This is a genomic window from Ensifer sp. SL37 (assembly GCF_026672675.1).
Lineage (GTDB): Bacteria > Pseudomonadota > Alphaproteobacteria > Rhizobiales > Rhizobiaceae > Ensifer > Ensifer adhaerens.
The window spans coordinates 487814-512840 of the sequence record NZ_JAPPRN010000007.1; the positions used below are offsets into that span (position 1 = coordinate 487814).

General features: G+C 60.2%; 25 protein-coding genes and 2 pseudogenes. 16 read left to right on the top strand and 11 right to left on the bottom strand.

Annotation, left to right across the window (positions count from 1 at the left end; translation table 11 throughout):
* The first annotated feature begins 3 nt into the window (after nt 1-3).
* From OVA00_RS34585 to OVA00_RS34615, 7 genes and pseudogenes are all read left to right on the top strand, one after another.
* On the top strand, nt 4-816 hold the full coding sequence (locus tag OVA00_RS34585) for a 2-hydroxyacid dehydrogenase (protein WP_268090657.1): 813 nt from the start codon (nt 4-6) through the stop codon (nt 814-816).
* Nucleotides 817-891: 75 nt separating this feature from the next.
* Nucleotides 892-2502, top strand: a complete 1611-nt coding sequence (locus OVA00_RS34590) for a peptide ABC transporter substrate-binding protein (RefSeq protein ID WP_090297802.1) — start codon at nt 892-894, stop codon at nt 2500-2502.
* A gap of 62 nt (nt 2503-2564) precedes the next feature.
* Entirely contained in the window at nt 2565-3518 is a 954-nt protein-coding gene (locus OVA00_RS34595) for an ABC transporter permease (protein ID WP_060529949.1), read from the top strand.
* Complete coding sequence (locus tag OVA00_RS34600) at nt 3511-4392, top strand: ABC transporter permease (protein ID WP_255382003.1); 882 nt, start codon at nt 3511-3513, stop codon at nt 4390-4392. Before OVA00_RS34595 ends, OVA00_RS34600 begins: the two co-directional genes overlap by 8 nt.
* 131 nt (nt 4393-4523) lie before the next feature.
* Nucleotides 4524-4758: pseudogene (locus OVA00_RS34605) on the top strand (type II toxin-antitoxin system RelE/ParE family toxin).
* A 64-nt stretch (nt 4759-4822) separates the two neighbouring features.
* A complete protein-coding gene (locus OVA00_RS34610; RefSeq protein WP_268090658.1) occupies nt 4823-5077 on the top strand; it encodes a FitA-like ribbon-helix-helix domain-containing protein in 255 nt (84 codons plus the stop codon).
* The gene (locus OVA00_RS34615) at nt 5074-5493 is read left to right on the top strand and encodes a type II toxin-antitoxin system VapC family toxin (RefSeq protein WP_060529946.1); all 420 of its coding nucleotides are present in this window, start codon (nt 5074-5076) and stop codon (nt 5491-5493) included. The genes OVA00_RS34610 and OVA00_RS34615 overlap by 4 nt, the downstream gene beginning before the upstream one ends.
* Nucleotides 5494-5536: 43 nt before the next feature.
* On the opposite strand, the gene OVA00_RS34620 is transcribed toward OVA00_RS34615, so the two are convergent.
* From OVA00_RS34620 to OVA00_RS34645, 6 genes are all read right to left on the bottom strand, one after another.
* A complete protein-coding gene (locus OVA00_RS34620) occupies nt 5537-6589 on the bottom strand; it encodes an Ldh family oxidoreductase (protein ID WP_060581952.1) in 1053 nt (350 codons plus the stop codon).
* Nucleotides 6590-6610: 21 nt separating this feature from the next.
* The gene (locus OVA00_RS34625) at nt 6611-8116 is read right to left on the bottom strand and encodes a tripartite tricarboxylate transporter permease (protein ID WP_060581951.1); all 1506 of its coding nucleotides are present in this window, start codon (nt 8114-8116) and stop codon (nt 6611-6613) included.
* Nucleotides 8116-8598, bottom strand: a complete 483-nt coding sequence (locus OVA00_RS34630) for a tripartite tricarboxylate transporter TctB family protein (protein ID WP_060581950.1) — start codon at nt 8596-8598, stop codon at nt 8116-8118. The genes OVA00_RS34625 and OVA00_RS34630 overlap by 1 nt, the downstream gene beginning before the upstream one ends.
* Nucleotides 8595-9575, bottom strand: coding sequence for a Bug family tripartite tricarboxylate transporter substrate binding protein (locus tag OVA00_RS34635; protein ID WP_268090659.1), 981 nt, complete (start codon nt 9573-9575; stop codon nt 8595-8597). Before OVA00_RS34635 ends, OVA00_RS34630 begins: the two co-directional genes overlap by 4 nt.
* A 68-nt stretch (nt 9576-9643) precedes the next feature.
* Nucleotides 9644-10357: an RraA family protein gene (locus OVA00_RS34640; RefSeq protein WP_268090660.1), complete on the bottom strand. Its 714-nt coding sequence runs from the start codon at nt 10355-10357 to the stop codon at nt 9644-9646.
* A gap of 4 nt (nt 10358-10361) precedes the next feature.
* Nucleotides 10362-11348: a hydroxyacid dehydrogenase gene (locus OVA00_RS34645; RefSeq protein ID WP_268090661.1), complete on the bottom strand. Its 987-nt coding sequence runs from the start codon at nt 11346-11348 to the stop codon at nt 10362-10364.
* A gap of 95 nt (nt 11349-11443) precedes the next feature.
* Here OVA00_RS34645 and OVA00_RS34650 point away from each other — a divergent pair, with 95 nt between their 5' ends.
* Nucleotides 11444-12361: a LysR family transcriptional regulator gene (locus tag OVA00_RS34650; protein ID WP_060581947.1), complete on the top strand. Its 918-nt coding sequence runs from the start codon at nt 11444-11446 to the stop codon at nt 12359-12361.
* On the opposite strand, the gene OVA00_RS34655 is transcribed toward OVA00_RS34650, so the two are convergent.
* A complete protein-coding gene (locus OVA00_RS34655) occupies nt 12362-13252 on the bottom strand; it encodes a LysR family transcriptional regulator (RefSeq protein WP_268090662.1) in 891 nt (296 codons plus the stop codon).
* 203 nt (nt 13253-13455) lie between these two features.
* Between OVA00_RS34655 and OVA00_RS34660 the strand changes: the two genes are divergently transcribed.
* The 6 genes from OVA00_RS34660 to OVA00_RS34685 are packed head-to-tail and all read left to right on the top strand — an operon-like array spanning nt 13456 to nt 18621.
* Nucleotides 13456-14460 carry an ABC transporter substrate-binding protein gene (locus tag OVA00_RS34660; protein WP_268090663.1) on the top strand — a complete coding sequence of 335 codons (1005 nt, stop codon included), beginning with the start codon at nt 13456-13458 and terminating at the stop codon, nt 14458-14460.
* Nucleotides 14461-14496: 36 nt separating this feature from the next.
* A complete protein-coding gene (locus tag OVA00_RS34665) occupies nt 14497-15321 on the top strand; it encodes an ABC transporter ATP-binding protein (protein ID WP_268091149.1) in 825 nt (274 codons plus the stop codon).
* Complete coding sequence (locus tag OVA00_RS34670) at nt 15314-16198, top strand: ABC transporter permease (protein ID WP_268090664.1); 885 nt, start codon at nt 15314-15316, stop codon at nt 16196-16198. The genes OVA00_RS34665 and OVA00_RS34670 overlap by 8 nt, the downstream gene beginning before the upstream one ends.
* A gap of 41 nt (nt 16199-16239) precedes the next feature.
* Nucleotides 16240-17124, top strand: coding sequence for a hypothetical protein (locus OVA00_RS34675; RefSeq protein ID WP_268090665.1), 885 nt, complete (start codon nt 16240-16242; stop codon nt 17122-17124).
* Nucleotides 17125-17147: 23 nt separating this feature from the next.
* On the top strand, nt 17148-17633 hold the full coding sequence (locus OVA00_RS34680; RefSeq protein WP_268090667.1) for a PPC domain-containing DNA-binding protein: 486 nt from the start codon (nt 17148-17150) through the stop codon (nt 17631-17633).
* A 10-nt stretch (nt 17634-17643) separates the two neighbouring features.
* Entirely contained in the window at nt 17644-18621 is a 978-nt protein-coding gene (locus tag OVA00_RS34685; RefSeq protein ID WP_060581941.1) for a 2-hydroxyacid dehydrogenase, read from the top strand.
* Nucleotides 18622-19039: 418 nt separating this feature from the next.
* On the opposite strand, the gene OVA00_RS34690 is transcribed toward OVA00_RS34685, so the two are convergent.
* Together OVA00_RS34690 and OVA00_RS34695 are read right to left on the bottom strand one after the other, a co-directional pair.
* Nucleotides 19040-19918, bottom strand: a complete 879-nt coding sequence (locus OVA00_RS34690) for an amino acid ABC transporter substrate-binding protein (RefSeq protein WP_113188420.1) — start codon at nt 19916-19918, stop codon at nt 19040-19042.
* 306 nt (nt 19919-20224) lie between these two features.
* On the bottom strand, nt 20225-20911 hold the full coding sequence (locus OVA00_RS34695; RefSeq protein WP_060582019.1) for a prolyl oligopeptidase family serine peptidase: 687 nt from the start codon (nt 20909-20911) through the stop codon (nt 20225-20227).
* Nucleotides 20912-21171: 260 nt separating this feature from the next.
* Between OVA00_RS34695 and OVA00_RS34700 the strand changes: the two are divergent.
* Nucleotides 21172-21660: pseudogene (locus tag OVA00_RS34700) on the top strand (MFS transporter); the annotation flags it as partial.
* A 700-nt stretch (nt 21661-22360) separates the two neighbouring features.
* Complete coding sequence (locus OVA00_RS34705; protein ID WP_268090668.1) at nt 22361-23368, top strand: septal ring lytic transglycosylase RlpA family protein; 1008 nt, start codon at nt 22361-22363, stop codon at nt 23366-23368.
* A 193-nt stretch (nt 23369-23561) separates the two neighbouring features.
* Here OVA00_RS34705 and OVA00_RS34710 read toward each other — a convergent pair whose 3' ends face one another.
* Nucleotides 23562-23765 carry a cold-shock protein gene (locus tag OVA00_RS34710; protein WP_034791723.1) on the bottom strand — a complete coding sequence of 68 codons (204 nt, stop codon included), beginning with the start codon at nt 23763-23765 and terminating at the stop codon, nt 23562-23564.
* A gap of 235 nt (nt 23766-24000) precedes the next feature.
* Nucleotides 24001-25011 (bottom strand): substrate-binding domain-containing protein, encoded by a 1011-nt coding sequence (locus tag OVA00_RS34715; protein WP_034791724.1) that lies wholly within the window; start codon nt 25009-25011, stop codon nt 24001-24003.
* Between the last annotated feature and the right edge of the window lie 16 nt (nt 25012-25027).

Genomic DNA, 25027 nt, shown 5'->3' on the forward strand with positions numbered 1-25027 from the left:
CCCGTGCCCTATATCGTCGTCGGACGACCCCTGCCGGGCGTCATTGCTGCGGTGCCGGGGCTTGAGCTGGTGTTAAGCCTCAATGCCGGGATCGAACACCTGCTGGCCAGCGGCGAAGTGCCCGGGCATCTGCCAATCGTTCGCCTGGTCGATGATGGCCTTGCCGAGGGCATGTGCGAATGGGTTTTGGCGCAGGCGCTGGCATGGCATCGCAATTTGTTGGTCTACAAGGATCTTCAGGCAAAGGGCGAATGGGCACCCTGCGCGGAGAAACTGGCCCGCGAGCGCACGGTGACGATCCTGGGCGCGGGCGCACTTGGTTCCGAGGTTGCCCGGCATTTCGTTCGTTTCGGCTTCAAGACCCGTAGCTGGAGCCGGTCCGGCCGGGCGATCGAGGGAGCGCAGAGCTTCGCCGGCCGCGAAAAACTCATGGATGCGGTCAGCGGCGCCGATATTCTCGTCAATCTCCTGCCGATGACCGCTGAAACCGCCGATGTTGTGGATGCAAAGGTGCTGGCGGCGTTGGCCAAGGGCGCGTTCTTCATCAACGGTGCCCGTGGTGGCCACGTCGTGGATGCGGACCTGATCGGAGCCCTTGACGGGGGACATATCAGCGGCGCGGCTCTCGATGTTTTCCGCATCGAGCCGCTGCCAGCTGAAGACACGCTGTGGCGGCATCCGAAAGTCCTGCTCTCGCCGCACGTCGCCGCTCCCACGCATGCAGATGCTGCCGTGAAGGAGATGGCCGAAAACATCCGACGCTTCGAACGCGGTGAAAAATTGCCACACATTGTCGATCGCACGCTGGGCTACTGAAAACTTAACGACCGGCCGATCTAACACGGCCGGCGAATAGGGAACGCCCGCAAGGGCAAAAGAGAGGACGATGCCATGACATTTGAACTGACCCGACGCGCAGCACTTCAGGCGATACTTGCTGGTACTGCGACCCTTGCCACGATGCATGCGTTTCCGGCCTTCGCGCAGCAGAAGGGCGGTACGTTGACGGTGGGCCTGACCTACGAGATCGACACGATGAACGTGTACTCGACCGGCTTTCTGGGGGATGCACAGGCGGCCGTCGTCGAGGGACTTCTCGCGCCGGATCAGCATGCGAAATATGTGCCGGTGCTCGCAACCGAAGTGCCGACCATCGAGAATGGCGGCATTGTCGTGGCGGCCGACGGCAAGACGATGACGGTGACCTACAAGCTCCGTCCCGGTGTGAAGTGGCACGACGGCAAACCCTTTACGTCAGCCGACGTGAAATACACCTGGGAAGCGGTCAAGGACCCGGCGTTCAAAGCTGAATCCAAGGACGGTTCCGCCGAGGTGGCCAGCATCGAAACCCCGGACGACCTGACCGTCGTGGTTCACTACAACTCCATACTGCCGACCTTTGCCTCCACTCTCTTCACCTTCGGCATCTTCCCCAAGCACCTGCTGGAAGGCACCGATCTCAACACGTCCTCCTACAACGAAACTCCTGTGGGCACCGGCCCGTTCAAGGTGACGGAGTTCGTGCGCGGCCAGTACGTGGTGACCGAGCGTTTCGATGACTATTGGGCAAAGAGCGAGAAGGGTGATGCGCTGCCTTATCTCGACAAGATCATTTTCAAGATGATCCCGGACACCAACACGCTGATTACCCAGCTGAAATCCGGCGAAGTCAACCTGGTCGTATCGACACCCTACAGCCAGGCCAAGCAGGTCGAGGGCATTTCCGGCATCGAAATGGTCAAGGGGCCGCTCTTGTCCTGGCAGCATCTCGATTTCAATTTCAAGCGCCCGTCGCTGGCCGACATCAATGTTCGCAAGGCCATCGCGGCTGCTATCGACCGCACCGTGCTAAGCAAGGCGCAGGGCGGCTTCCCGGAACCGATCAAATCGCCGGTGGTGCCGGTGTTCGAATTCTATGATCCGAACACGCCGGAAATTGCCTACAATGTCGCAGCCGCCAACAAGATCCTCGATGAGGCGGGCTATGCTCCGGGCTCCGACGGCGTGCGCGAAAAGAACGGCGAGCGATTGTCCTATGCCTTCATGGTCCAGGCGGGCCGGGCGGACGACGAGCTGGCCCAACAGGTGATCATCGCCCAGCTCAAGGCGATTGGCATTGAAGCCGTTGCCAACAACCAGACCGGCGTCGCCTATCGCGAAGCGCGCTACAAAGGTGGCTACGACCTGATCTACGGTCGCTGGATCACCTCTGCCGATCCGGTCTACTCGGTGTTCTGGGGCACCGGCGGTGCCAACAACGGCCAGTCCTATTCCAACCCCGCTCTCGATGCGGCCCTGTCGAAATTCGAAACGACGCTGGACCCCGCCGCCCGCAAGCAGGCTGCGGCGGAATTCCAGAAAATTCTGGCCGAGGACCTGCCTTCGATCCCCTTGACCACCAACGTCGCCTTGATTGCCAAGACCGCGGCGCTCAAGAACTTCGTGCCGAACCCGACGAACATGACCAATTTCGTGCATACGGCCGAATGGTACATGGGCTAACGTGAACGGAGGCGCCCGGTCTCAATGGCCGGACGCCTCGTTCCTTTTGACCAGGAGACGGCATGAATTTCGGTTACATTTTACGCCGTCTGCTCGGCGCCATCCCGCTGCTCCTCGGCATTTCGCTGATTTTGTTTGCTATCGTGCATCTGGCCCCCGGCGGCCCGCTCGACATGTACGCCGAGAATCCCGCTGTCAGCAAAGAGGCGCTGCAACAGATCGCGGTCGCCTACGGCCTCGACAAGCCCGCGCCTGTGCAATACGTCATGTGGCTGAAATCGATGCTGGTTGGCGACTGGGGCTACTCCATCCGCACCGGACGTCCCGTCCTGACCGAAATTGTCCTGCGGCTGGGGCCAACCCTCGAACTTGGCGGTCTCGCCCTTCTGATTTCGCTGTTGCTCGCCGTCCCTCTTGGAATCATCAGTGCTGCCCGGCGCGGCTCGAAGCTCGACAGCGGGCTGACGATGCTGTCGTTTGCCGGCATTTCCACCCCGGTCTTCTGGTTGGCGCTGCTGCTTCAGCTTCTCTTCTCCGTGCAACTCGGCTGGCTCCCGTCTGCCGGCTACAAGTCAATCGGTGATGGCTCGTTCCTCGATCGGCTCGCCCATATCATTATGCCGGCCACCGTGCTGTCGCTTGCGACCATCGCCAGTTGGAGCCGGTTCATCCGCTCCGGCATGATCGACGTGCTCAACCAGGATTACATCCGCACCGCCTATGCGAAGGGGCGTTCCGAGCGAGGCGTCATCATCCTGCACGCATTGCGCAACGCGATGATCCCGGCCGTCACCGTCATCGCGGTGGACTTCGCCACCGTCATTTCAGGCGCCGTCATCACCGAAACAGTGTTTGCATGGCCGGGCATCGGACGTCTGTTCATGGAAAGCATGGATGGTCGCGACTATCCCATGCTGATGGGCCTAATGATGATGGGGTCTGTCGGCATTGTCGTGGCCAATATCATCGCCGATGTGACCTATGCCGCTCTCGACCCAAGGATTCGCTATGGTTGACGCAACGATGCAACTGGCTCACTTGGCGCCGCCGCAGAGCTACAGCCGCCGGGTTGTCAGGCGCTTTCTGAAACGTCGGCTGGCGGTCGCCAGTCTCGCCTTTCTGTTGTTGATGACAATTGTTATTGTCATTGGGCCATTCCTGTCGCCCTACAGTTTTGATGGTCAGGATTTCACCTTGATCGGTTCACCCGGCCCGATGACTGCAGAGCACTGGCTTGGAACCGATGAACTCGGTCGCGATGTCATGACCCGCTTAATATACGGAGGGCGGGTTTCCCTTGCTGTCGGCCTTGCTGGCGCGATTATTGCAACCATCGCAGGCACGCTGGTTGGTGCACTATCGGGCTTCTATCGCGGTTTGTCCGATATGCTGCTAATGCGGTTTACGGATGTGATGCTGTCGATCCCGACGCTGCCGCTTGTCCTGCTGCTCTCAGGGCTTTTCCGCCCGAACCCGCCTCTGCTTGTGGCTATCGTCGGCATGCTGATCTGGATGGGAACTGCACGACTGGTGCGCAGCCAGTTCCTCGCGTTGCGCGAACGCGAATTCGTAGAGGCCGCCCGCGCACTTGGGGCAGGGGGTGCACGGCTGATGTTCCGGCATATCTTGCCCAATGCCATCGGCCCGATCACCGTGGCGGCAACGCTTGCCGTTGGAAGCGCCATCATGCTTGAATCGGCGCTCTCGTTTCTGGGCTTTGGCATTCAGCCACCAGTTCCCACATGGGGAAACTTGCTGAACAGTGCATCACCCTGGCTCAGTGTTGCGCCATGGCTTGCTATACCGCCCGGCCTGCTAATTCTCTGCACCGTGCTGGCCGTCAATTTCCTTGGCGACGGTTTGCGCGACGCAATGGAACCGAAAGAGTGATTTCCCAGCTGATTTCTGTTTGACGTTTTCTCCAACAAACATTTGCTGGCGGGTATTGGGCAGCCCCGGCCAGAAGGGTCGGTAGACGCCCTTCCCGACCGAGAAGGCTTCAAGGCCGCGGCTGGCGACCGATGAGTCTTGTCTGGGCGCACTATGCGCTTGACGATCGAGACGCGATCTTCAGCTACATTGAAAGTGAAAACCCGAAAGCGTCAGTGTACGTCTACGAGGAGATTGCGCGTTCAGTTCGGCGTCTCCTCGACTTTCCCGGAAAGCGGCCGCCCGGATCGAATTGAGGGAACGCGGGAGTTGGTAATTCCGCGCACACCCTGCATCGCCGTATACACGTTGACTCGACCGCGGTAAACTTGCGGAATGACTGCATCGGAACTATATTGCAGTCAATGAAGGCGCCTGCGAGGGTCTGACTATGGCTATCCTGACAGTACGAAATGTACCTGATGAAGTGCACCGCGCTTTGCGCGTCCGGGCGGCAAATCACGGCCGTAGCACAGAGGCGGAAGTCCGCGAGATTCTGGAACGTGCGGTAAAGCCCGAACAGCGTATTCGCATCGGGGATGCCTTGGCTGAGTTGAGCGGGCGGATTGGCTTGACCAATGATGATTTTGAAGTGTTCGACCAGATGCGAGACAAAGCGCCGGCAGAGCCAATGGGGTTTGAATGATCGTCCTGGACACGAATGTCGTCTCGGAGGCGATGAAGCCCGCCCCGGATTTGGCTGTGCGCAATTGGTTGAATGACCAGGTAGCCGAAACCTTGTATCTGTCCAGTGTAACGCTGGCGGAACTGCTGTTTGGCATCGCTGCGCTCCCGGAGGGCCGGCGCAAAAAAGCGTTGGCCGACACGCTTGATGGCCTGCTCGAACTGTTCGACGATCGCGTGTTGTCATTCGACACTGCGGCGGCTCGGCACTATGCCGGCCTTGCGGCCACCGCGCGAGCAGGGGGGAAGGGATTCCCGACACCTGATGGATATATTGCGGCTATTGCAGCCTCCAAGGGATTTACAATCGCGACACGCGATACAAGCCCCTTTGAGGCGGCAGGAGTCCCTGTCGTCAATCCTTGGAACCACCTATAGACTCGCCATGGGGCGGGTCTCGGGTTCAAATAGGTTCAAGGCGCTATATGGACGTCAGCGGCGGCAGCCCATTTAAACTCGAAAGTTGGTTTAGGGTTTTCACGATGTCGTTAGGCAGTTTTATGCCCTCGTTCTGGCGCGATAGCTGGCTGTGCACCTCGATTTCGCCGGGCAGATAAACATCGCCGCCGTCGGCGGAGGGCATTGCCTTGATGCCGCCGATGACGCTGTCCACCCGCGCCTTGAACTGATCGATCGGCATGAAGCGGGTGACGTCGATCGCCACGAACAAATGGCCGGTCTTCGAAGGCCCTGAAATGTCGGTGATGTTCTTCACTTCTCCCGTCAAGCCTGTTCCCGTCAGAACACCGGTCAGTAGGTCGATGATCAGTGACAGGCCTGCACCCTTGACGCCGCCGATAGGCGCGAGGCTGCCCTTGAGCGCCGCGTGTGGATCTTCCGTGGGAAGGCCGTTTTCATCGACGGCCCAGCCGAGCGGAATTTTCTGCCCGGTAAGCGAGGCGAGCCTTATCTTGCCGCGCGCGACGACCGAGGTCGACATGTCGAGAATGATGGGCAGTTCCCGGCCGGCCGGAACCCCGAAGGCTATCGGATTGGTGCCGACCAGCGGTATGCGGGTGTTATACGGAGTCATCGCCGGGGATGAGTTGGTCAGGACTATGCTGAGCATGTCCGCGGCGATCGCGCGTTCGGCAAAATAGGCGGCGACGCCGAAGTGATTGGAGTTGCGCACGCCGACGACGGCGCTGCCGCTTGCCTTGGCTTTCTCGATGGCAAGATCGATCGCTCGTACGCCCGCCAGTTGGCCAAAACCATTGCCGGCGTCGATGAGCGCCGATGCAGAGCTGTCGCTGACGACCGGCATGTCGGGATCGAGTTCCATGACGTTTGCCCTGATCCTGTCGAGATAGGATGACAACCGGGCGACGCCATGGGAGCCAACGCCGCGCAGATCGGCATAGATCAATGTTTCGGCGACCACCGCAGCCGGTTCGCTGCGCATACCGGCAGCCTGCAGGATTTCCTGGACGAACGAACGCAATGCATCCGCTTTCACGACGACATGATCTGTCATTGTTCGGTTCACTTTCGAGACTTAGGAAGCGGCGGCGCTTGCTTGATGATTTTTGCGGAGGCTGAACGCTATCGGCAGAACGAGAGCCAGAACCGCGATCGTCAAAAGGGTGGCGGAGATCGGCCGTGTCAGGAAAACCGACAGATCGCCCTGCGACATCGTCATAGCTCTTCGAAACTGCTGTTCCGCGAGCGGGCCGAGGATCATGCCGATGATGACCGGGCTTGTCGGGAAATCGTAACGGCGCATGAAGAAGCCGGCGATCCCGATGCCATAGAGCATCACGAGATCGAAGACAGAACGGCTGATGCCGTAGGTTCCGACGGTGGCAAAGAGCAGGATGCCGCCGTAGAGATAAGGTGTCGGAATGCGCAGGATCTGCACCCAGAGTCCGACCAGCGGCAGGTTGAGGATCAGCAGCATGACATTGCCGATGTAGAGGCTGGCGATCAGCGTCCAGACGAGGTCTGCATGACTGGTTAAAAGCTGCGGGCCGGGATTGATGCCGTAACTCTGGAAGGCTGACAGCATGACGGCTGCGGTCGCAGAGGTCGGGATGCCGAGAGTCAACAGCGGTACGAACACGCCGGCACCAGCGGCATTGTTGGCGGCTTCCGGTCCGGCCACGCCTTCGATGGCGCCGTGGCCAAATTCCTCGGGATGCTTCGACAGCTTCTTTTCGACGAAGTAGGACAGGAAGGTCGGGATTTCCGCGCCGCCGGCCGGCATGGCGCCGATTGGGAAGCCGATCAGAGCGCCACGGATCCAAGCTTTCCATGACCGTGCCCAGTCCTGCGCTGTCATCCAGAGTGAGCCTTTGACGGGCGTTATCTCTTCCGGGGTCGAGCGATGACGCGAGGCGAGGTGCAGGGTTTCGCCAACGGCAAAGAGGCCGACGACGACGATGATGACATCGATGCCGTCGAGAAGCTCCAGCGAGCCGAAGGTGAAACGGGCTTGCCCCGATTGCAGATCGACGCCGACGAGGCCGAGAAGCAGACCGAGGCTGAGGCTCGTCAGGCCGCGAACCACCGAATTTCCAAGCACGGCCGCAACGGTAATGAAAGACAGGACCATTAGTGCGAAATAATCGGCCGGAGCGAAGGCAAGCGCGAGCTTGACGACGACGGGAGCCAGCAGGCTGAGGCAGACGACGCCGATGGTGCCGGCCACGAAGGAGCCGATGGCAGCTGTTGCCAGTGCCGGTCCGCCGCGCCCGTTACGGGCCATCTTGTTGCCTTCCAGCGCCGTGACGATGGAGGCGCTTTCACCGGGCGTGTTGATCAGGATCGAGGTTGTCGAGCCGCCGAACTGCGAGCCGAAATAGATGCCGCCGAAGACGATGAAGGCGGCAGCCGGATCGACCTGGAACGTGATTGGCAGGAGAAGCGCGATGGTGAGCGCCGGTCCGAGGCCCGGCAGTACACCGATGAAGGTGCCAAGTGTTACGCCGAAGAACGCCCAGAGAAGGTTCATCGGCGAAAGTGCGGCCGCAAAACCGTCGAGGAGGCCGGAAAGGCTACCCATCAGAACAAATCCTCAACAAGGCCGCCGCCGATGCGAAGATCAAGCATCTGGGCAAAGCCGTAATAGGTAACAATCGCCAGCACGAAGCCGAGGACCAGCGACAACCAAAGACGTCGCGCGCCAAAAGCCTTGGCAGTGAAGGCGAACATGAGGGTCGAGGCGATGATGAAGCCGGCGGATTTGATCAGCGCGACATTCACCACCATGCCACACGAGAGGATCGCCATCGGCATCAGATCGAGTGCCGGTGTGCGCGCATCCGTCGCTTCACAATCCCAGGGGGCTTTTACAGCCTCGAGCAGCAGCAACAGTCCGCAGGCCAGGAGCAGAAGGCCGATGCCGAAGGGGAATGTCTGGGGGCCGACGATGGCGACCCCCGGCCCGATTGCGATCATGGTCGACAGCATTGTGACGGCCGCCCCCATCGCAACGACGATCAGGGAGACGATAACAAGCTGCGGCCGTGCGGCGAGCGCTTTCATTTTGCGAGCCCGAGATCGGCCAGAACCGTGCGGGTCGCTGCCGTGTCCTTTTCGAGGTAGGCGGCGAATTCAGGGCCTGCCAGGAACTGATCCGACCAGCCGCGCGTGACGAGTTGATCTTTCCAGTCCTTGGTCTGCACCATGGCCGTGGTCAGGTCGATCAGTGCCTTGACCTCTTCGTCGCCGATGTTCGGTGCGCCGAAGACGCCGCGCCAGTTAGAGATCGTGACGTCCACGCCCTGTTCCACCAACGTCGGCACGTCGATGCCGGCGACCCGTTCGGGTGCGGAGATTGCAATGGCGCGCAGGTTGCCAGCCTTGATCTGCTCGGAGAACTCGCCGTAGCCGGAGATGCCACAGGTTACCTGGTTGCCGAGCAGCGTTGCCATCGCTTCGCCGCCGCCTCCGGTATAGGCGACATAGGAGAGATCCCCGAGGCCGACGCCGGCCGATTTTGCGATCATGCAGGCAAAGATGTGGTCCGTGCCACCCGGAGCGCCGCCGGCCCAGGTGACGGCCTTCGGGTCCTTCTTCAGGAGGTCCACGAACTCGCCAAGCGTTTTGATCGGCGAGGCAGCGGGCACGACGAGAACCTGATATTCGCCGGTAAGACGGGCGACAGGCTTCAGCATCGTCAGGTTGACGGGGGTGTTGTTGGTGATGATGGTGCCGACCATGATCGCGCCGGCGATGAAGAGCGCACTGGCCTCGCCTTCATACTGGTTGATGAACTGCGGCAGGCCGATCGTGCCGCCGGCGCCGCCGACATTGGTGATGCGCGAATTACCGATCAGCTCATTCTTCTTCATCACTTCGTCGATGACGCGGCCTGTCAGGTCCCAGCCGCCGCCCGGCGCGCCGGGAATGAAGATGTCGAGCGAGCCGAAGCTTTCGGCTTGAGCGATCCGCGGCAGTGCCATGCCGGCGGCCAGAAGGCCGGCGGAACCGGCCAGGAAACTACGTCTGCTGATAATCATGTCATTCTCCTCCGTTCAGTCCGGCCTTCCCGGGGCCGGATGTCAATTAAATTGCTTCGGTTCGATGCTCAGACCGGGCATCCTTTTTGTCGCATCAGCGCGTTGAAGCGCTCCCAGTCGGGCTGGCCGGTCTTGTTCTTCTCGTTGATCACACGCTCGCGCTCGGCATGGGCGCGGCATTTGACCAGCAGCGCCTCTGCATCGGAGGCGGCAACTGACACAACGCCATCGGCGTCGCAAAGGATCAGGTCGCCCGGCATGACCGAGAGGCCGGCGCAGGCGATCGGTACGTTCAGTTCGCCCGGACCGTCCTTGCTTGGGCCGCGATGGATATTGCCGCGGGCGAACGCACCGACGCCGCCTTCCTTCCATTCCGCAACGTCGCGCAGGGCGCCGTCGAGCACGAAGGCGCGAATGCCACGGGCGAGTGCGCTGGTGCGCATCAGGCCACCGATCACGGCTGTCGAGAGATCACCACCACCATCAATGACGATGATGTCACCCGGCTCGGCCGTCATGATCGCCAGATGGATCATCAGGTTGTCGCCGGGGCGAATGCGCACGGTCACGGCCGGCCCGCAGATCGTCTCGCTCTGGTCGCCGTGATAGGCAATCAGGCCCCGCGCGCCGGTGTGGCGGCCCATGCTGTCGCTGGCGTGCGGAACAGGAACGTTGCGAAAACCGTCGATCAAGTCTTTGGAAAGGTTAGAGACACGCGGGTTGACCGTGAAACCGGTCGGCCATGCGGCCTTGATGTCATTTGCTGCAACTGGAGTGTTCATCGTCTCACTTTGCTCCGATGGTGCGCCGTTCTAGAACGGCAGGATTGACGAGAAGCCGGCGATCCACCCTGCCGTCGATCAGCGCGTCCAGCACATTCTGCGCGGCGCTGATGGCGACGTTGTCGAGGGCGGCGTCCGTGCTGCCGCCCATATGCGGCGTCATGACGATCGTCGGTATCGACAGGAAAGGATGGTCTGCGGACAGGGGTTCGTCGGCGAAGGTATCAAGGCCGGCACCGGCCAGGTGCCCGGCGGTAACCGATTGCGCCAGCGCCATTTCGTCGATCAACCCGCCCCGGGCAGTGTTGATAAGAATGGCGCCTTTCTTCATGGCTGCGAGCTGGGGAGCGGCAATCATATTGCGCGTCTCTGGTGTCAGGGGGCAATGCAGCGAAACGAGATCGCTTCGCTCGAGAAGCTCGCCCAGCGTATCCACCCAAGTCACGTTATGAGTACCGCGGTCGCGGATGTGCGGATCGAAGGCAACGATGCTCATGCCCATGGCCTGCAGCATTGTTGCGACGCGCTGGCCGATGGCGCCGAAGGCGACGATGCCGGCGGTGCGCCCGGAAAGCTGGATGCCTGAGCCCGACCTGTCCCAGTCGCTGGCACGGATGCGGGCGTCGAGATGTGAAATCTTGCGAGCGACGGCGAGCGCAAGACCCACGGTCAGCTCGGCCACGGACTGGCCATTGGCGCCATTGGCGATCATCACGGGGATGCCGCGTTCCGTGGCACTGTCGAGATCGACATTGTTGTAGCCGACACCGTGGCGGGAAATGACCCGCAACGCCGGTGAATGCTCGATGAGATCACGCGACAAGGCGAGGGTGCGGGAAATCACGGCATCGTAGGCAGTGCCGCGCAGCGCTTCGGCAAGCTCGGCGTCGGTTCCCCTGGGCAGAAAGGAGACGGAGCAGCCGGCCTTTTCAAGCAGGGCAACGCCCGGCGCGGCCAGTGTCTTTGCCGTCATCAGTACCTTCAGGCCCATCGTATCCTCCCATTCGCGACCATGCGTCTATTGACACCGGCTGTTACCGCTGGTCAAATTCATAAAATTCCTGAATTGATAGCTGTGAGGAATGTATGGAGCTTCGCGACCTGCAATATTTCGAGGTCATCGCCACCATCGGCCATATCGGGCGCGCCGCGGAAAAGCTGGGGCGGACACAGCCTGCCTTGAGCAAATCCGTGCGCCGTATTGAAACCGAGATCGGCACCCGTCTGCTGATGAAATCGGGCAGGGGCGTACAGCTGACGACGGCGGGGCGCGTGATGCTGGAGCGGGCACGCAGCCTGCGCATGTCGGTCGAGCAGAACCTTCGCGAGATGGCGGACATCGCCAAGGGCGCCATCGGTAATATCCGCGTCGGCTCGGGTGCAACGACGGCAGAATACTTGCTGCCCCAGGTCTGCAGCCGGCTGCTGACGGAAACGCCCGGTATCCGCTTCGACATTTCCATCGGCATGAACGACGTGCTGCGGGCAATGCTGAACGACGGCAAGGTCGATGTGATCGTCGGGCCGGTCGCCAAGGGCGACGACGAGACCTATACGGTTCACCGCCTCGGCGACGATTCCGTCGTGGTGGCTGCAGCGAGGGGACACGCCTTGACGCATGGCCCGGTGACCATCGCCGATCTGCAGGATTACGGGTGGGTGCTGCCGGCACGGTCGGTGGTGACGCGGCAGTGGATCGATGCGGCGTTTGCCTCGCGCGGGCTGAGCGAGCCGCGGGTCGATATCCAGACCAACAACATCTCGCTGTCGCCGCGCCTGATCGCGCCCACCGATCTGCTGACCTTCATTTCGCGCCGCAATCTTGGCCGCGGCCGCGTCGGAGAGCCCTTGGTGGAAATCCGTTTGGCGGAAACGACGATGCAGCGCGAGGTCGCGGTCGTGCATCTGAAGTCGAGCTATGTTTCTCCCGTCGTGGAGCGCTTCATCGCCGTGCTCAGGGACGAAGCAGGCCCGGCCCTTGCCGACTTGCCGACCCGCGACTGACTATTCGATTTCGGCGGTCGCCTGGACGATCCGGTCGACAAGCACCTGGCTTGCCGTCGGGATATAGCCGCCCTTGCGGGTGAAGATGCCGAATTGCCGCTCCCAGGTTATCTCGGGGAAGGGCAGTTCCACGAGGTTTTCGCCGCCATTGGTGCGTGTCAGGTTCTGGCGGGAGGTGAAGCTCAGGAGTTCGGTGCGGGCAATCAGCTTCGGCATCAGCGGCAGCGAGCTGATCTCCACCTGTACCTGCGGCGGCGGCATGGCCAGCCGCTCGAAGGCGCGCTCCAGCCAGACGCGCAAGCCGACGCTCGATTGCGGCAGTATCCACTTGTACTGCTTCAGTTCATCAAGCGCGACCGCCCCGCCCGCCAGCGGGTGGTCCCGGCTCGCGACGATGACCACCTGATCCTTCATGATCGGCAGGCAGTCAAACTCGTCGCTTTCGTAGACGGGGCTGATGACGACATCGAGTTCGTCGCGCCGCAGATTGTCCAGCAGGAAGTCGGTCATGCCGATCGTCAGTTTCAGCGTCACATTGGGACTGGTGCGCGTCAGGTTCTGCAGGATATCCGGCATCAGGAATTCGGTGATGGTCGCCACCACGCCGAGCCGCGCATGGCCGCGTGAGCCGTTAACGTAATCATGAATTTCACGCTGCGTCTCGTCAATCGACTGGATGATATGTTTGGCACGGCGGATCAGAACATTGCCGACCGGCGTCGGCACGATGAGCCGGCCCTTTCGTTGGAAGAGCTTGGTGCTGGCCTCTTCCTCCATGCGCATGATGCACTTCGTCAGCGCCGGCTGGGTGATGTTCATTCGCGCCGAAGCGAGCCGCAGATTGCCGCATTCGCTGATCGCCACAAGGTATCGAAGATCCCGCTCGTTCATTCAACTCATTCCCATCGGTTATCGAATTTGGAATATTATCCATTGGACGTCATCGATGGCTCCGCGATACTCCGACTACAGTGAGATTTCAAGCGAAGAGCCAAGACCGTCGGGACAGGATGTGCCCGAGGTCGCCTGACGGAGGAGTCGGGAAGGTTCGCCAAGGGTCTCGCAACTGTTCAGGCAAAGGGTTGGAGGACCATATGAACGCTTTCAAGAAATTTCTCGTTTCCACGGCCATGGCCGTTTCTGTCTCCGTCGGCCTTGGCGGGTTGGTGCAGGCTGCCGAACTGCGCATCGCCGGCGGCGTCGGCATCCTGTTCGCACCGATCCATGTGATGAAACAGGCCCAGCTTCTTGAAAAACATGCCAAGGACATGGGCCAGGACCTCACCCTTGAGATGCTGAGCTTCCCGAGCGGCAGCGCCGTCACCGATGCGCTTCTCTCCGGCAACGTCGATATCGTGGCGGCCGGGGTTTCCAACGCCCTGCTTCTGTGGTCGCGCACCAACGGCGACGTCAAGGCGGTTGCCGCCGTCAGCGGTACCAAGAGCGTGCTCGTCAGCAAGGACCCCGATGTCAAGACGCTGAAGGACTTCAAGGAAACCAGCCGTATCTCGGTGACGTCGCTCAAGGTTTCCAACCAGGCAATCTACCTGCAGATGGCGCTCGACAAAGAATTCGGCGACGCGACGAAGTTCGACCCGATGATGGTGCAGCTGGGTTTTGCCGATGGCGTGCAGTCGATGATGAACCCGCAGGGACCGACCGATGCCATGTTTGCCGGCCCACCCTATTACCAGAAGCTTCTGAAAGAGCCGAACATGCATGCTGTGCTGACGACACTGGATATCGCAGGCCCCACGACCAACCTGCTCGCCTTCACCACGATGGCCTATCACGATGCCAATCCTGAGGCGATCAAGGTCTTCCTTGCAGCCTTGAAGGAAGCGCAGGAGATGATCAACCGGGAGCCGAAGAAGGCGGCTGAGCTCTATCTGGCCTCGACCAAGGAAAAGTTCACCGTCGATGAGCTTGCCTCCATGTTTGCCGAAGAAGGCAATGTCTTCCAGTCGATGCCGCTCGGCGTGCACCAGACGGCCGCGTTTATGGCGAAAACCGGTCTGATCAAGGATAGCCCGGCCAGCTGGCGCGACTTCTTCTTCCCGGACCTGCAGTCGCTCGAAGGCGCTGCCGCCGCGAACTGAGCGTTGCGCAACAATGAGGAGGGTACCATGAACGTCATGTTGTCATCGCCACGGGTTCTGACGGAGGATGTCGCGAAAGCCGAGCCAATTCTCGACATCTCCGACGTCACCCTGCAATACACCGCCGGCCATCTGTCGATCCTTGCGACCTACAAGGTAAGCGCCCAGGTGTTCGAGGCCGATCGCTTCGTGCTTCTTGGCCCCTCCGGTTGCGGCAAGTCCACGCTGCTGAAGGCTATCGGCGGGTTCCACAAGCCGAGCGAAGGCGAGATCAGGCTCCGCGGTCGAAAGGTCACGAACCCCGGCCCGGACCGCATGATGGTGTTCCAGGAGTTCGACCAGCTCCTGCCCTGGAAGACCGTCGTCCAGAACGTGATGTTCCCGCTGATCGAATCCGGCAAGGTGAAGAACCGCAAGGAAGCCGAACAGCGCGCCCGGCACTATCTCGACAAGGTCAATCTCACCAAGTTTGCGGAAAATTATCCGCACATGCTCTCGGGCGGCATGAAGCAGCGGGTGGCGATCGCCCGCGGCATGGCAATGGAGCCGGACATTCTCTTGATGGACGAGCCCTTCGCGGCCCTTGATGCGTTGACCCGCGTCAAGATGCAGGACGAACTGCTGGAGCTCTGGGACGATACGCATTTCACCGTGCTCTTCGTCACTCATTCCATCGCCGAGGCTGTCAAGATCGGCAACCGTATCCTGCTTTTGTCGCCGCACCCCGGGCAGGTAAAAGCCGAACTCAACGGCCTTTGCCGCGAAGACGCACTGGGGCCGAAAGGCCGCGCCTTGGAGCGCGATATCCACGACATGCTGTTTGCCGACAAGGCGAGCCAGGAGGTTCAACACCATGGCTGACGCTACCGCATCCCCGCTTCACAACTACCGTCCCGAAATTCGGCGCGAACCGGCAAGTGCCGATGCCTTCGGCGTTGTCGAACGTCGCCTGACCATCTGGAAGCAGATCTATGCCTCCGGCCCGGCGCGCAAGGCCCTGATCCTCTTGCTTCTGGCGCTTGTCTGGGAAATCTACGGCCGCAGCGTCGGCAATTCCCTGCTGTTCCCGACCTTTTCGGAAACGGTCTCGGCCCTCTCGACCGGGCTTGCCTCGGGCGAGCTCTTCCAGCGCATATGGGCCTCGCTGCAGGTCTTGCTGACGGGCTATGCCATCGGCATCCTTGCGGCTGCGGCGTTGACGATGATCGCCATCAGCACCCGTATCGGTGAAGACCTGATGGTGACGCTGACGGCCATGTTCAGCCCGCTTCCGGCAATCGCGCTTCTGCCACTGGCGCTGATCTGGTTCGGCCTCGGTTCAGGCAGCCTTGTGTTCGTGCTCGTGCATTCGGTGCTGTGGGCGGTTGCGCTCAATACCTTCACGGGATTCCAGTCCACCTCGCACACCCTCCGTATGGTCGGCCGCAATTACGGGCTGAAGGGCTGGCGCTTCGTTAGCCGCATCCTGATCCCCGCCGCACTGCCGAGCATTGTCACCGGCCTCAAGATCGGCTGGGCCTTTGCCTGGCGCACGCTGATCGCCGCCGAAATGGTTTTCGGCGTCTCGTCCGGCCAGGGCGGTCTCGGCTGGTTCATCTTTCAAAGCAAGAACATGCTCGACATTCCCGCGGTCTTCGCCGGCCTGTTGAGCGTCATCCTGATCGGTCTTTTCGTCGAAGGCGTCCTCTTCAAGCTGCTTGAAGACCGCACCGTTCGTCGCTGGGCCATGCAGAACTGATGCCTGCCCGGGCAGGCTCCCATCATCTGGAGGAAATGAACATGAATACCAATGTTGCACCCAAGGACATCGCCCTCGACAACGGCGACCTCGTTGAGACCATCGCGGCCTATTTCCGCTCCGAGCACTGGAAGAGGGTCATCGAGGTTCTGAGCATTACCGAAGAGCCGGTCTACCACGCCCACGCCTATGTCGAGACGCAGATCCACCCGATGAGCCTCGAGGAAATCGTAAAGGGCTATTTCGAAAAGACTGGCCGCCCGGTGCATCGCAAGATCGAAATCTTCACCTCCGGCCAAGTGGCCGATTCCGGCTCCATCCACGGTATCGAGCCGCACGGCATGCCGCATTTCGACCTGCTCTGGAAATATTCGCCGACCGCCATCCTGGCGCCCGCGAAACGAGAGCACAATGTCGAATACTGGGGTCGAAGCTACATGGACGAGTTCTACAAGAAGTACCCGTTCAAGACCGAGCTGAATGCCGAGGAGCAGGCGGAACTGGAAGGCTACTTTGAAACCGCGGCCTTCAAAAAATACTGCGAGCTGAATGAACATCCAGACGTCGTTCATATCCACGCCAATGTCGAGACATCGGCGCATCCCGACCTCATCCGCGCGGCGGCCCTCAAGGCCATGGCAAAACGCGGCTGGGATGTCGTGGAGGCCGTTCCGGTGGCCTTCCAGATGCGCGGGCAGATGCATGGCAAGGTCGTGTTCATCGGCAACACGCCGGAAAAGATCTTCGACATCGCCTGGGCCTTTAACCCGGCTGCGACCCTGATCCCAAGCACTCGTTACTGGCTGACGACGGAAAATCCGACCTACGACGCCCGTACAATGCATGAGCTGCCGCTGCTTCTGAAGCGCGACCCGTATCGCCTGCTCTCCCTCAAGGAGATCGAGGCCGTCGTCGCCGCCATCTGACATCTCATTCCAAGGACATGACAATGACCTCGAACTATTTTTCTTCCGCTACCGGTCAGGGTGGCCGGGTCCTTGCGGCTCGCATTCATCCGGATCGTGACGTTCTCCAGTCTATCGAGGAAGTGTGCCTCGCCCACGGCATCACCTGCGGCCAGATCACAACGACTATCGGCAGCCTGAAGCGGGTGGCGCTGCATTATGTCAGCCGTGTCGAACCTGATCCGAAGCTCGGATATACGACGCAGCTCATCATGGAAGGTCCGTTCAGCCTGTTGACGGGGCAGGGGCTGGTTTCGCCCGGCGAAGAGCCCGGACGACTCAATATCCATTATCATGCCGTGATCAGCGGCGAGAAGGATGTGATCTACGGCGGCCATATCGAGCCGGGCACGATCACGCTGACGACGCTCGATCTGTTCATCAGCGAGGTTCATGGCGTCGATATCGTCCGGGGCCGCGATCCCGAAACTGGCGTTATCGTCACCACCATTCAGGCTGCCGCTGCGTAAGGATAAGTCCATGAAAGTTTTCATCACCCAGCCTCTGGAGCAGGAGGCCATCACCATGCTCGAAAACGCCGGCATCGAGGTTGTCTGCAGCGGTGTCAGCCGTCCGTTGACCCGCAAGGAGTTCCTCGACGGTATCCACGATGCCGACGGGGTGATCTTCGTCTGGCATACCGAGGAGCTTGACAAGGAGGCCTTCGATCACGCTCCGAAGTTGAAAATCGCGGCACGTCGCGGCGTGGGCTACGACAACATCAATATCGAAGAAGCCGAGCGCCGCGGCGTCGAAGTAACTGTGACACCAGTCCATACCCACACCATCGCCGATCTGACATTCGGTCTGATGATCAATGCCGCCCGCAAGCTCCACCACGCCGACGCGTTTGTGCGCGGTGGAAACTGGACGGAAGCCGGAACCTGGGTGGCGCAGCGGTTCATGGGCTTCGATGTATCCTACAAGACCATCGGCATCATCGGCTTCGGCAAGATCGGCAAGCACATGGCCAAGCGCGCCCGCGGCTTCGACATGGAGGTTCTCTATAGCGACGTCATCCGCCAACCGGAGGCGGAAAAGGAATTGGGCGCAACCTTTGTTTCGCTCGACGAAATCTATGCCCGCGCCGACTTCATCTCGGTCAACTGCGCGCTGACCGAGAAGACCCGGCGGATGATTGACGCCCAGGCGATTGCCAAGATGAAGGACACCGCCGTCATCGTACTCTCGGCCCGTGGCGGCATCGTCGACGAACAGGCGCTATACGAGGCACTGTCAACCGGTAAGCTCGGTGCCGCCGGTCTCGATGTTTTCGAGGAAGAGCCCGTCTCGTTCGATAACCCGCTGCTGAAGCTGGAAAATACAGCCTTCTCGCCGCATCTCGGGACAAGCGTCATGGAAACCCGCATCCGCATGGCGACAACGGCGGCAGAGGATGTAATCCGCGTCCTGAATGCCGAGCAACCGCTCTATTCGTTAATTCGCAAGGCTGGATAGTTCAGCTCCGTCTTGCCGAGTGTAAAGGGAGCCGAAATTTTGCTGGTTGCGATCAATTTATGCGCCGCGGCCAGCCACTAACCGATTTGGTCCAACAAAGCTTGACAATCGAATTTTACGCCGCTGGTGGCGAGAAACGCACGGAAAAAATTATGTTCGTCTGAAGGACAGCGGTTCGATTCCCTTCAAGGCGAGGGATAGCCCGTGTGCTGCCGACTTACGGTCGTCGAGTGGAGAGTTTGCGTCGCTTCCAATGATCTGAACGTCCGAGGAGCCAAGGCGCGCACCTCGGCCAGAGTGACCCGAGCGTCTCAATTGCGGCCGGAAGCTGACTGTCAGCTACCGAGGCGCGGAGGCCTGGGATCAGCCCATGCCCAACGCTCTCGGAATGCTGTTATGACCGCGCGCCGCACACGACCTATGGCACGTGTTGCATTATGATTTGCGTGTGCAGCATCGGCGCCTCGCTGCCGAAATAGGTCTCCAGCAGCGGCAGGAAATCCTCCGAAAGGTAGAAGTCTGTCAGCGCGCGGTCTGCCAGCAGGCGGAAGTCGGCGTCGTTGCGACGCAACGCGATCGCATAGGGTTCATGCGTGATCAGGCGATCGCCGACCTCGAGCGAGGATGGATCGCGCGCCCGCTTGGCCAGGTTGATGAGCAGCACCTGATCGGCGATGTAGGCATCGATCCTGTGGTCCTCCAGCGCCTTGAGCCCGTCCTCATGCGTGTTGAAATCGGCAAGCTTTGTCTTCGATTCTTGGATTGCGAGTGCCTCGCGAAGCGTCCCTGCCGTCGTCGTGTTTGCGCGCATACCGATGACGTTTGTGGCAACGCGCTCGCTGACGGCGTGAACGGCCGGCCCGTTGAGAAAGAGCGCCTGCAGGTAGCTGGGCGAATCCTTGCGCAGCAGCGCGCTCGCCCCGGTGAGGAAGATCGGTTGTGAGAAATCGACGATTTCCCGCCTCTTCAAATTCACAGTGATGGAACCGCAAAGCAAGTCGATATCTTCATTCTCTACTGCATCGAAGCCGCCGGCGAGCGTCACCTCAACAAATTCTCGTTTTAGTTGCGGAATTTGATCTTCGATCTCGTCAGCAATCTTGCGGCACAGGTCGATGGCATATCCCACCGGTTCGGCCCCTGGCTGGCGGGTGGAAAATGGTGCTTGATCGGAGATGTAACCGATACGCACGGTTCCGCTCTCCATAATGGAGTTTAGCGTTGCGGCGGCGGACGCCAAAGCCGAAAAGCAAAGGGCGAGGCTCACGAACAGAAACCGCCTCATGCGCTTGGCCATACTTGTCTGAGGGGCACCTGCATGATCCCTATCTCCGGAAAACGGTGTCGATCTCAAAGGCGTTGACCCAGCTTATGGGCTGCCCCTCATATGTCAACCAACGACGCACGGCGTCGCTCGGCCGCATTGTCACAATGGCAAGGTCGACCGGCCTCACGTCGGTCTTTTTTGCGCATCATGCCGCCGCGCCCGATCCACCATATATCTGCTATCGGAGATCGGCTAGCGGATGCCCAACGGCCGGGATTAAGGCGCCAAGCAGACCCTTATCGTTTCCATTTCGCGGTAGGCGGAAGGGTAGCATGCCTATTTAGGCGCGACCTCGAGGCGCTGTTTTAGGAGCCAACTCCAAAGCTCCGGATCATTTAAGGCCGCCCACTCAACGCCCGAATGGTCAACGCCTTCCAAGACACTTAAACGGGCATTTCGCTTTAGACCGACAAGTCGTTCGTAAAGCACGACCGAATCCGACAAAGGAATGGTGTCGTCGCTGGTGCCGTGGAACACCCAAAAGGCTGCCTTTTCATTTGTCCTACTCAGGTAGTGACGATTCCCACCGCCAGCGATTGGAACGAAAGCCGCAAATTTATCGGGAAACTGTTCTGCCATGGCCCAAGTACCGAAACCGCCGCGGCTGAAGCCCACGACATAGACCCGCGTGCGATCGACACGATACTTCAACATGACCTCCTCAAGAGCTGCCTCCACTTTCTCGATCGGGTAAAGGAGTTCGTCACTTGGATTCTGAGGCGAAAATACCAGGAACGGGAATGTCTTGCCCTCCTCGATCAACTTCGGAATTCCGCTCGATCTAACTTTCTCTATATCAGTCCCACCCTGATCGCCGCCGTGAAGCCACACGACGAGTGGGTACGTTTTGTCGGAAGACGCATAGTCGTCTGGCGTGTACATCAGATAGTTGAGGTCATTCTTTATGTTGCTACGCGATGTCGCGGCCAACTGTTCGGCGTGGGTTACTCCCGCGCTGCACATTCCGCATACGGCCGCAAATACCAGCGCTATGTTGTATCGCGTCATTCGATCACCTCCTCCATGATGTTCAGCGTGTAGCCAAATCAACATGGAACCGAGGTAGCGAAACTCAAGCTTTGGCTGCCAAAATGTGTTCGATAAGAGGTTTGACCTCAATGCGATGAAGACGCCTTCCAGCGCCTTGCCCAGCGCGACGCATGGCAATCCGTTCGAATGGCACCATTGCTAAAATCCACCCGCACCATCGTCGAGCGGCTCGCAACCTTTTGATGAAGAGCGTCACCACACCGGCTCTGCGTCTTTTCGGCTTCCGCAGCCTTCTTGTCGTAAATGGCATGATCGCCGCCACGACGATCGGTGCCTTCGCATTCGTCGACGGAGAAACGCCGCGCATTGTCATGTGGGTGCTGCTGATTGCCTGCGGCCTTTCCCGCTCGATGCAGTTTACGGCGCTGACGACGATCGCCTTCGCGGATGTGCCGCCTGCTCAGCGAAGCGCGGCGACGACGATTTCGGCGATGCTGCAGCAACTCTCCCAACTGCTTGGCATCGCCGTTGCCGCAGCCGTCATTCGCTTCGCATCCTATCTGGGCGGGGGAGGAGGCGATAATAATATGCTTCCGGATATTCGCGCCGCCTTCCTCTTTATCGCCGCCATAGGCTTCGTGTCGGCGCTTCGCTTTCTCGCACTGTCGTCCGACGCGGGTGCTGAGGTTTCCGGCCACCGTGGTCGCCCTGTCGTCGGATAAGGCGGCGTAACAGAAACCGCGGTTCGCGCAGCCTTTGGAAACGGCCAGCGATCAGACATATGGCGTATTCCTCAAGAGAGCAGACAGGTTTCGGTGCGACCTGCCGGCGGTAACGACCTTGGGCTTCGAAGACAGAGAAGAAGAGCCACTGGCGACTTTTGAGCGGAGATCGCCAAAGAGCCGGGGAAAGACCGGCGGAGGCGCCGGGCGAAAACTTCCTTCCCATTTTCAAGGCTAGAAGTTTCGCCTGACCTCCCGGTCTGCGGTTCGTAAGCAGGGTACGGCACAAATCGGCGGCCGGGGCGAAGCGCCGGCTTTGTTCGTCTGCGAGGGTAAGTTCGCCTTCGATGCGTTTCAGCCATCGTTTCGCTTCCGCCGGCTGACACCCAAATAGACGGTGCTCTTTCATCGGTGCGACACAGTCGACGAACTCGACTTTTTATTTCCGCCTCTGATCGCAACGGTCGGGCAGATATGCCCTGGGTCGGGAGGGCGGAACCATTCGCTCGTAGCCTCATTTTACCGAGGTATCATAGATGGAGCGGACCAACGGCACGCCCCAGATTGCGCCTGGTGTCGACCAGCCCCTCACTGCTGCGTCGCCTGTCTCGCGTCTCCACTCCGCATTGCGATCGCGTGTGTCGAGTCGCAGTCGATGGTGAACGGGATGGGAGATGGAATAGCAGCGACCGTTAAAGTCATGCGCTGGTTGGCAATTACGATGTTCTGTGCGTTCGGTGGAGCCTGCACCACGACATTTACGCCCGACATGACCAGCCTGAAGGCGCATTCTCCCGCCACGCTGCACCGTGTCTATGTCAAAATGCCAGATGCTTCCGGCAAAAGAACCTCGCAGCGTGCCGGCCATTATACTGTCGGCAAGCCTTACGTGGTCAAAGGCAAGCGTTACTATCCGAAGGAGGAACCGGGCTACGATCGAAGCGGCATTGCCTCCTGGTACGCTCGGGGGTTTCAAGGGCGGCGGACCGCAAATGGCGAGACTTACGATCCGGGCCGCCTCTCCGCCGCGCATCCGACACTTCCCTTGCCCAGCTACGTGCGGGTGACAAATCTCACAAACGGCTCGTCGGTCGTTGTGCGCGTCAATGATCGTGGCCCTTTCCACAAAGGACGTTTGATCGATATTTCCAGCAAGGCAGCAGAGATGCTGGATATGACGCGCCGCGGGACAGCGTACGTCCGGGTACAATATGTGGGGCGCGCCGCTCTAAACGGAGATGACATGGCGTTTCTCATGGCGTCACAAAGGAAGCGCCAGGGTCCCCTTGGCGTCAATCGGCCAATCGGCGCGCAGGTCGCCGGCAAACCGCTTACCAGCTACGGTGAGCGCAGCACCCTGTTCGTCGGCTCGAAATCTGCCGGTAACTTTCTGGCTGCCTCTCGTTTGGGGGGACGGGAGGCTGCGTATGCGCTCTGGGCTTCCCAGGCACACCACTTGGCACCCCTCGGCAAGGCAAGTATTGCAAGGGAAACCGCGATTTTTGCCGAATGCTGTTTGAACAAGGAGCGGGTGGGCGAGAAATCTGTGTTGCAGGCGTTTCTCCCGGCAGCTTTCGATCGCAAAAGCCACCGGACTGGAATGACTGGCCGACGATCGCCAGCAAGGCGACGACGGGGAGACCCGGAAACCGGCCATATCCGGTGGTGTGAACGTTGCCAGAGCGCGTGGCGTGCGTGTCGAGGGTGAGCCGGAAGCTTCAGAGAAGTTAGCCGGACCAGAATTATGCGCTCAGTTTCCGTTTTGTGCGTTGGGATCGCCTGCAAAAAAGGAGGACCCGACGGCCTCGCGAGACGACATCATAATATTTCCCGGCCGCTGGCGCGGCCGGGAAAGTGAGGGAATGCAATCAAGCGAATTCCCGAAGCTTGGTATCCGAAGTTCAGGCTGACCTGACGTTTTCGGCCTTCGATTTTCCGGTCTTGCGGTCCTGGCCAAGTTCATAGCTGACCTTTTGACCGTCGCGCAGTGACGTTGCGCCCTCAAGCGCCGACACATGGACAAAAACGTCCGGTCCGCCATTGTCAGGCGTGATGAAGCCAAAACCCTTGTCCTGGTTGAAAAACTTTACGGTACCGGTTGCCATAGTCATCCTCGTCAGCTGAGTGCTCTGCGTTTTGCCGGAGCACCATATCCAGCGCCTGCCTTAGCGGCAATCGCGCATGTTGGCAAAACTTAATTTGCTGAGCCGGACCTTCTTCCTTCATACCAGGGGCCGTTTAGACCCTGGATAAAGGCGGCAATGGCGACGGCGCGACAGTCACGACGTTAAACGCGGCCGCGCGGCTGTCCGGCCATCGCGCTCTCGGCTTGAGCGTTCCTCAGATGGTATCACACGAAATCATCGAAGAGGGTCGCAGGATCAGACCTGGTGGCGAGAGATCACTTGGTTCGACGTTCACCTGCTCCAATCGCGCCAAGAGCAGGTTGACTGCGGCTCCTGCCACCTCACCAAGGTGCAGATCAACTGCGGTCAGCGGAGGGGTGGCGAGTTTGGCGCGCATGCCGTCATAGCGGGTCGCGATCCGAAGGTCGTGGGGGATCTGGCGACCGGTGGCGCGGGCCGCGTTGAGAACGCCTGTCGCAAAGGCGTCGACCGGCACGCAAAGGGCCGAGATCGAGGGATTGGCGCGCAGCAAGCTTTCAGCAGCGATTGCTGCCGCTTCTTCGCCCCCCTGTTCGTCGATGCGGATGGCGCGTGGCGTAAAGCCGCTTCCGGCCATGCGCTGCGCATACACAGCCTCCATCTCGATATAGGAATTGCGCCTTTGTTCACCCGTTATCAAGCCGACCTGACCGTCGCCCGCAAGCAGGTGATCGAGCAGCAGATGCGCCGTTGCGGCGCTCTGCAAATCCACGAACGGAAGATCGTCTCGGCCGGGCGCACGCCCGATGCACACGACCTCGGTCCCGCGGGACGAAAAGAAATCCAGCACCGGGTCGTCTCGTTCCGGCTCCACGACGATGGCGCCGTCCACCTCAAGCGCGTCGAGGCGGTCGCGGGGCCCGAGTGGAGGAACGAGGCAAAGGGAAATACCCCTGGCAAAAGCCGTCACGGCGGCGGCAGCAGCAATTTCCATGAGGAAGCCCAGCCTCGACGGTCCGGCGGCCACCGCAAAGGGCATCGATGAAACCAGTGCGATAGATCCGGCTCTGCCGGTGCGCAAACGCTGCGCACGGTGATTGGGACGATAGCCCATTTCCTGCGCCAGCGTTTCGATGCGCTTGCGCGTTTCCGGCTCGACGTAACGTCGGCCGCTGAACGCGTGCGAAACAGTTGTGACCGAGACTCCAGCCGCCTTGGCAAGGTCCGCGATAGTAGGTTTTCCCATCAGCCCTCCGATGACC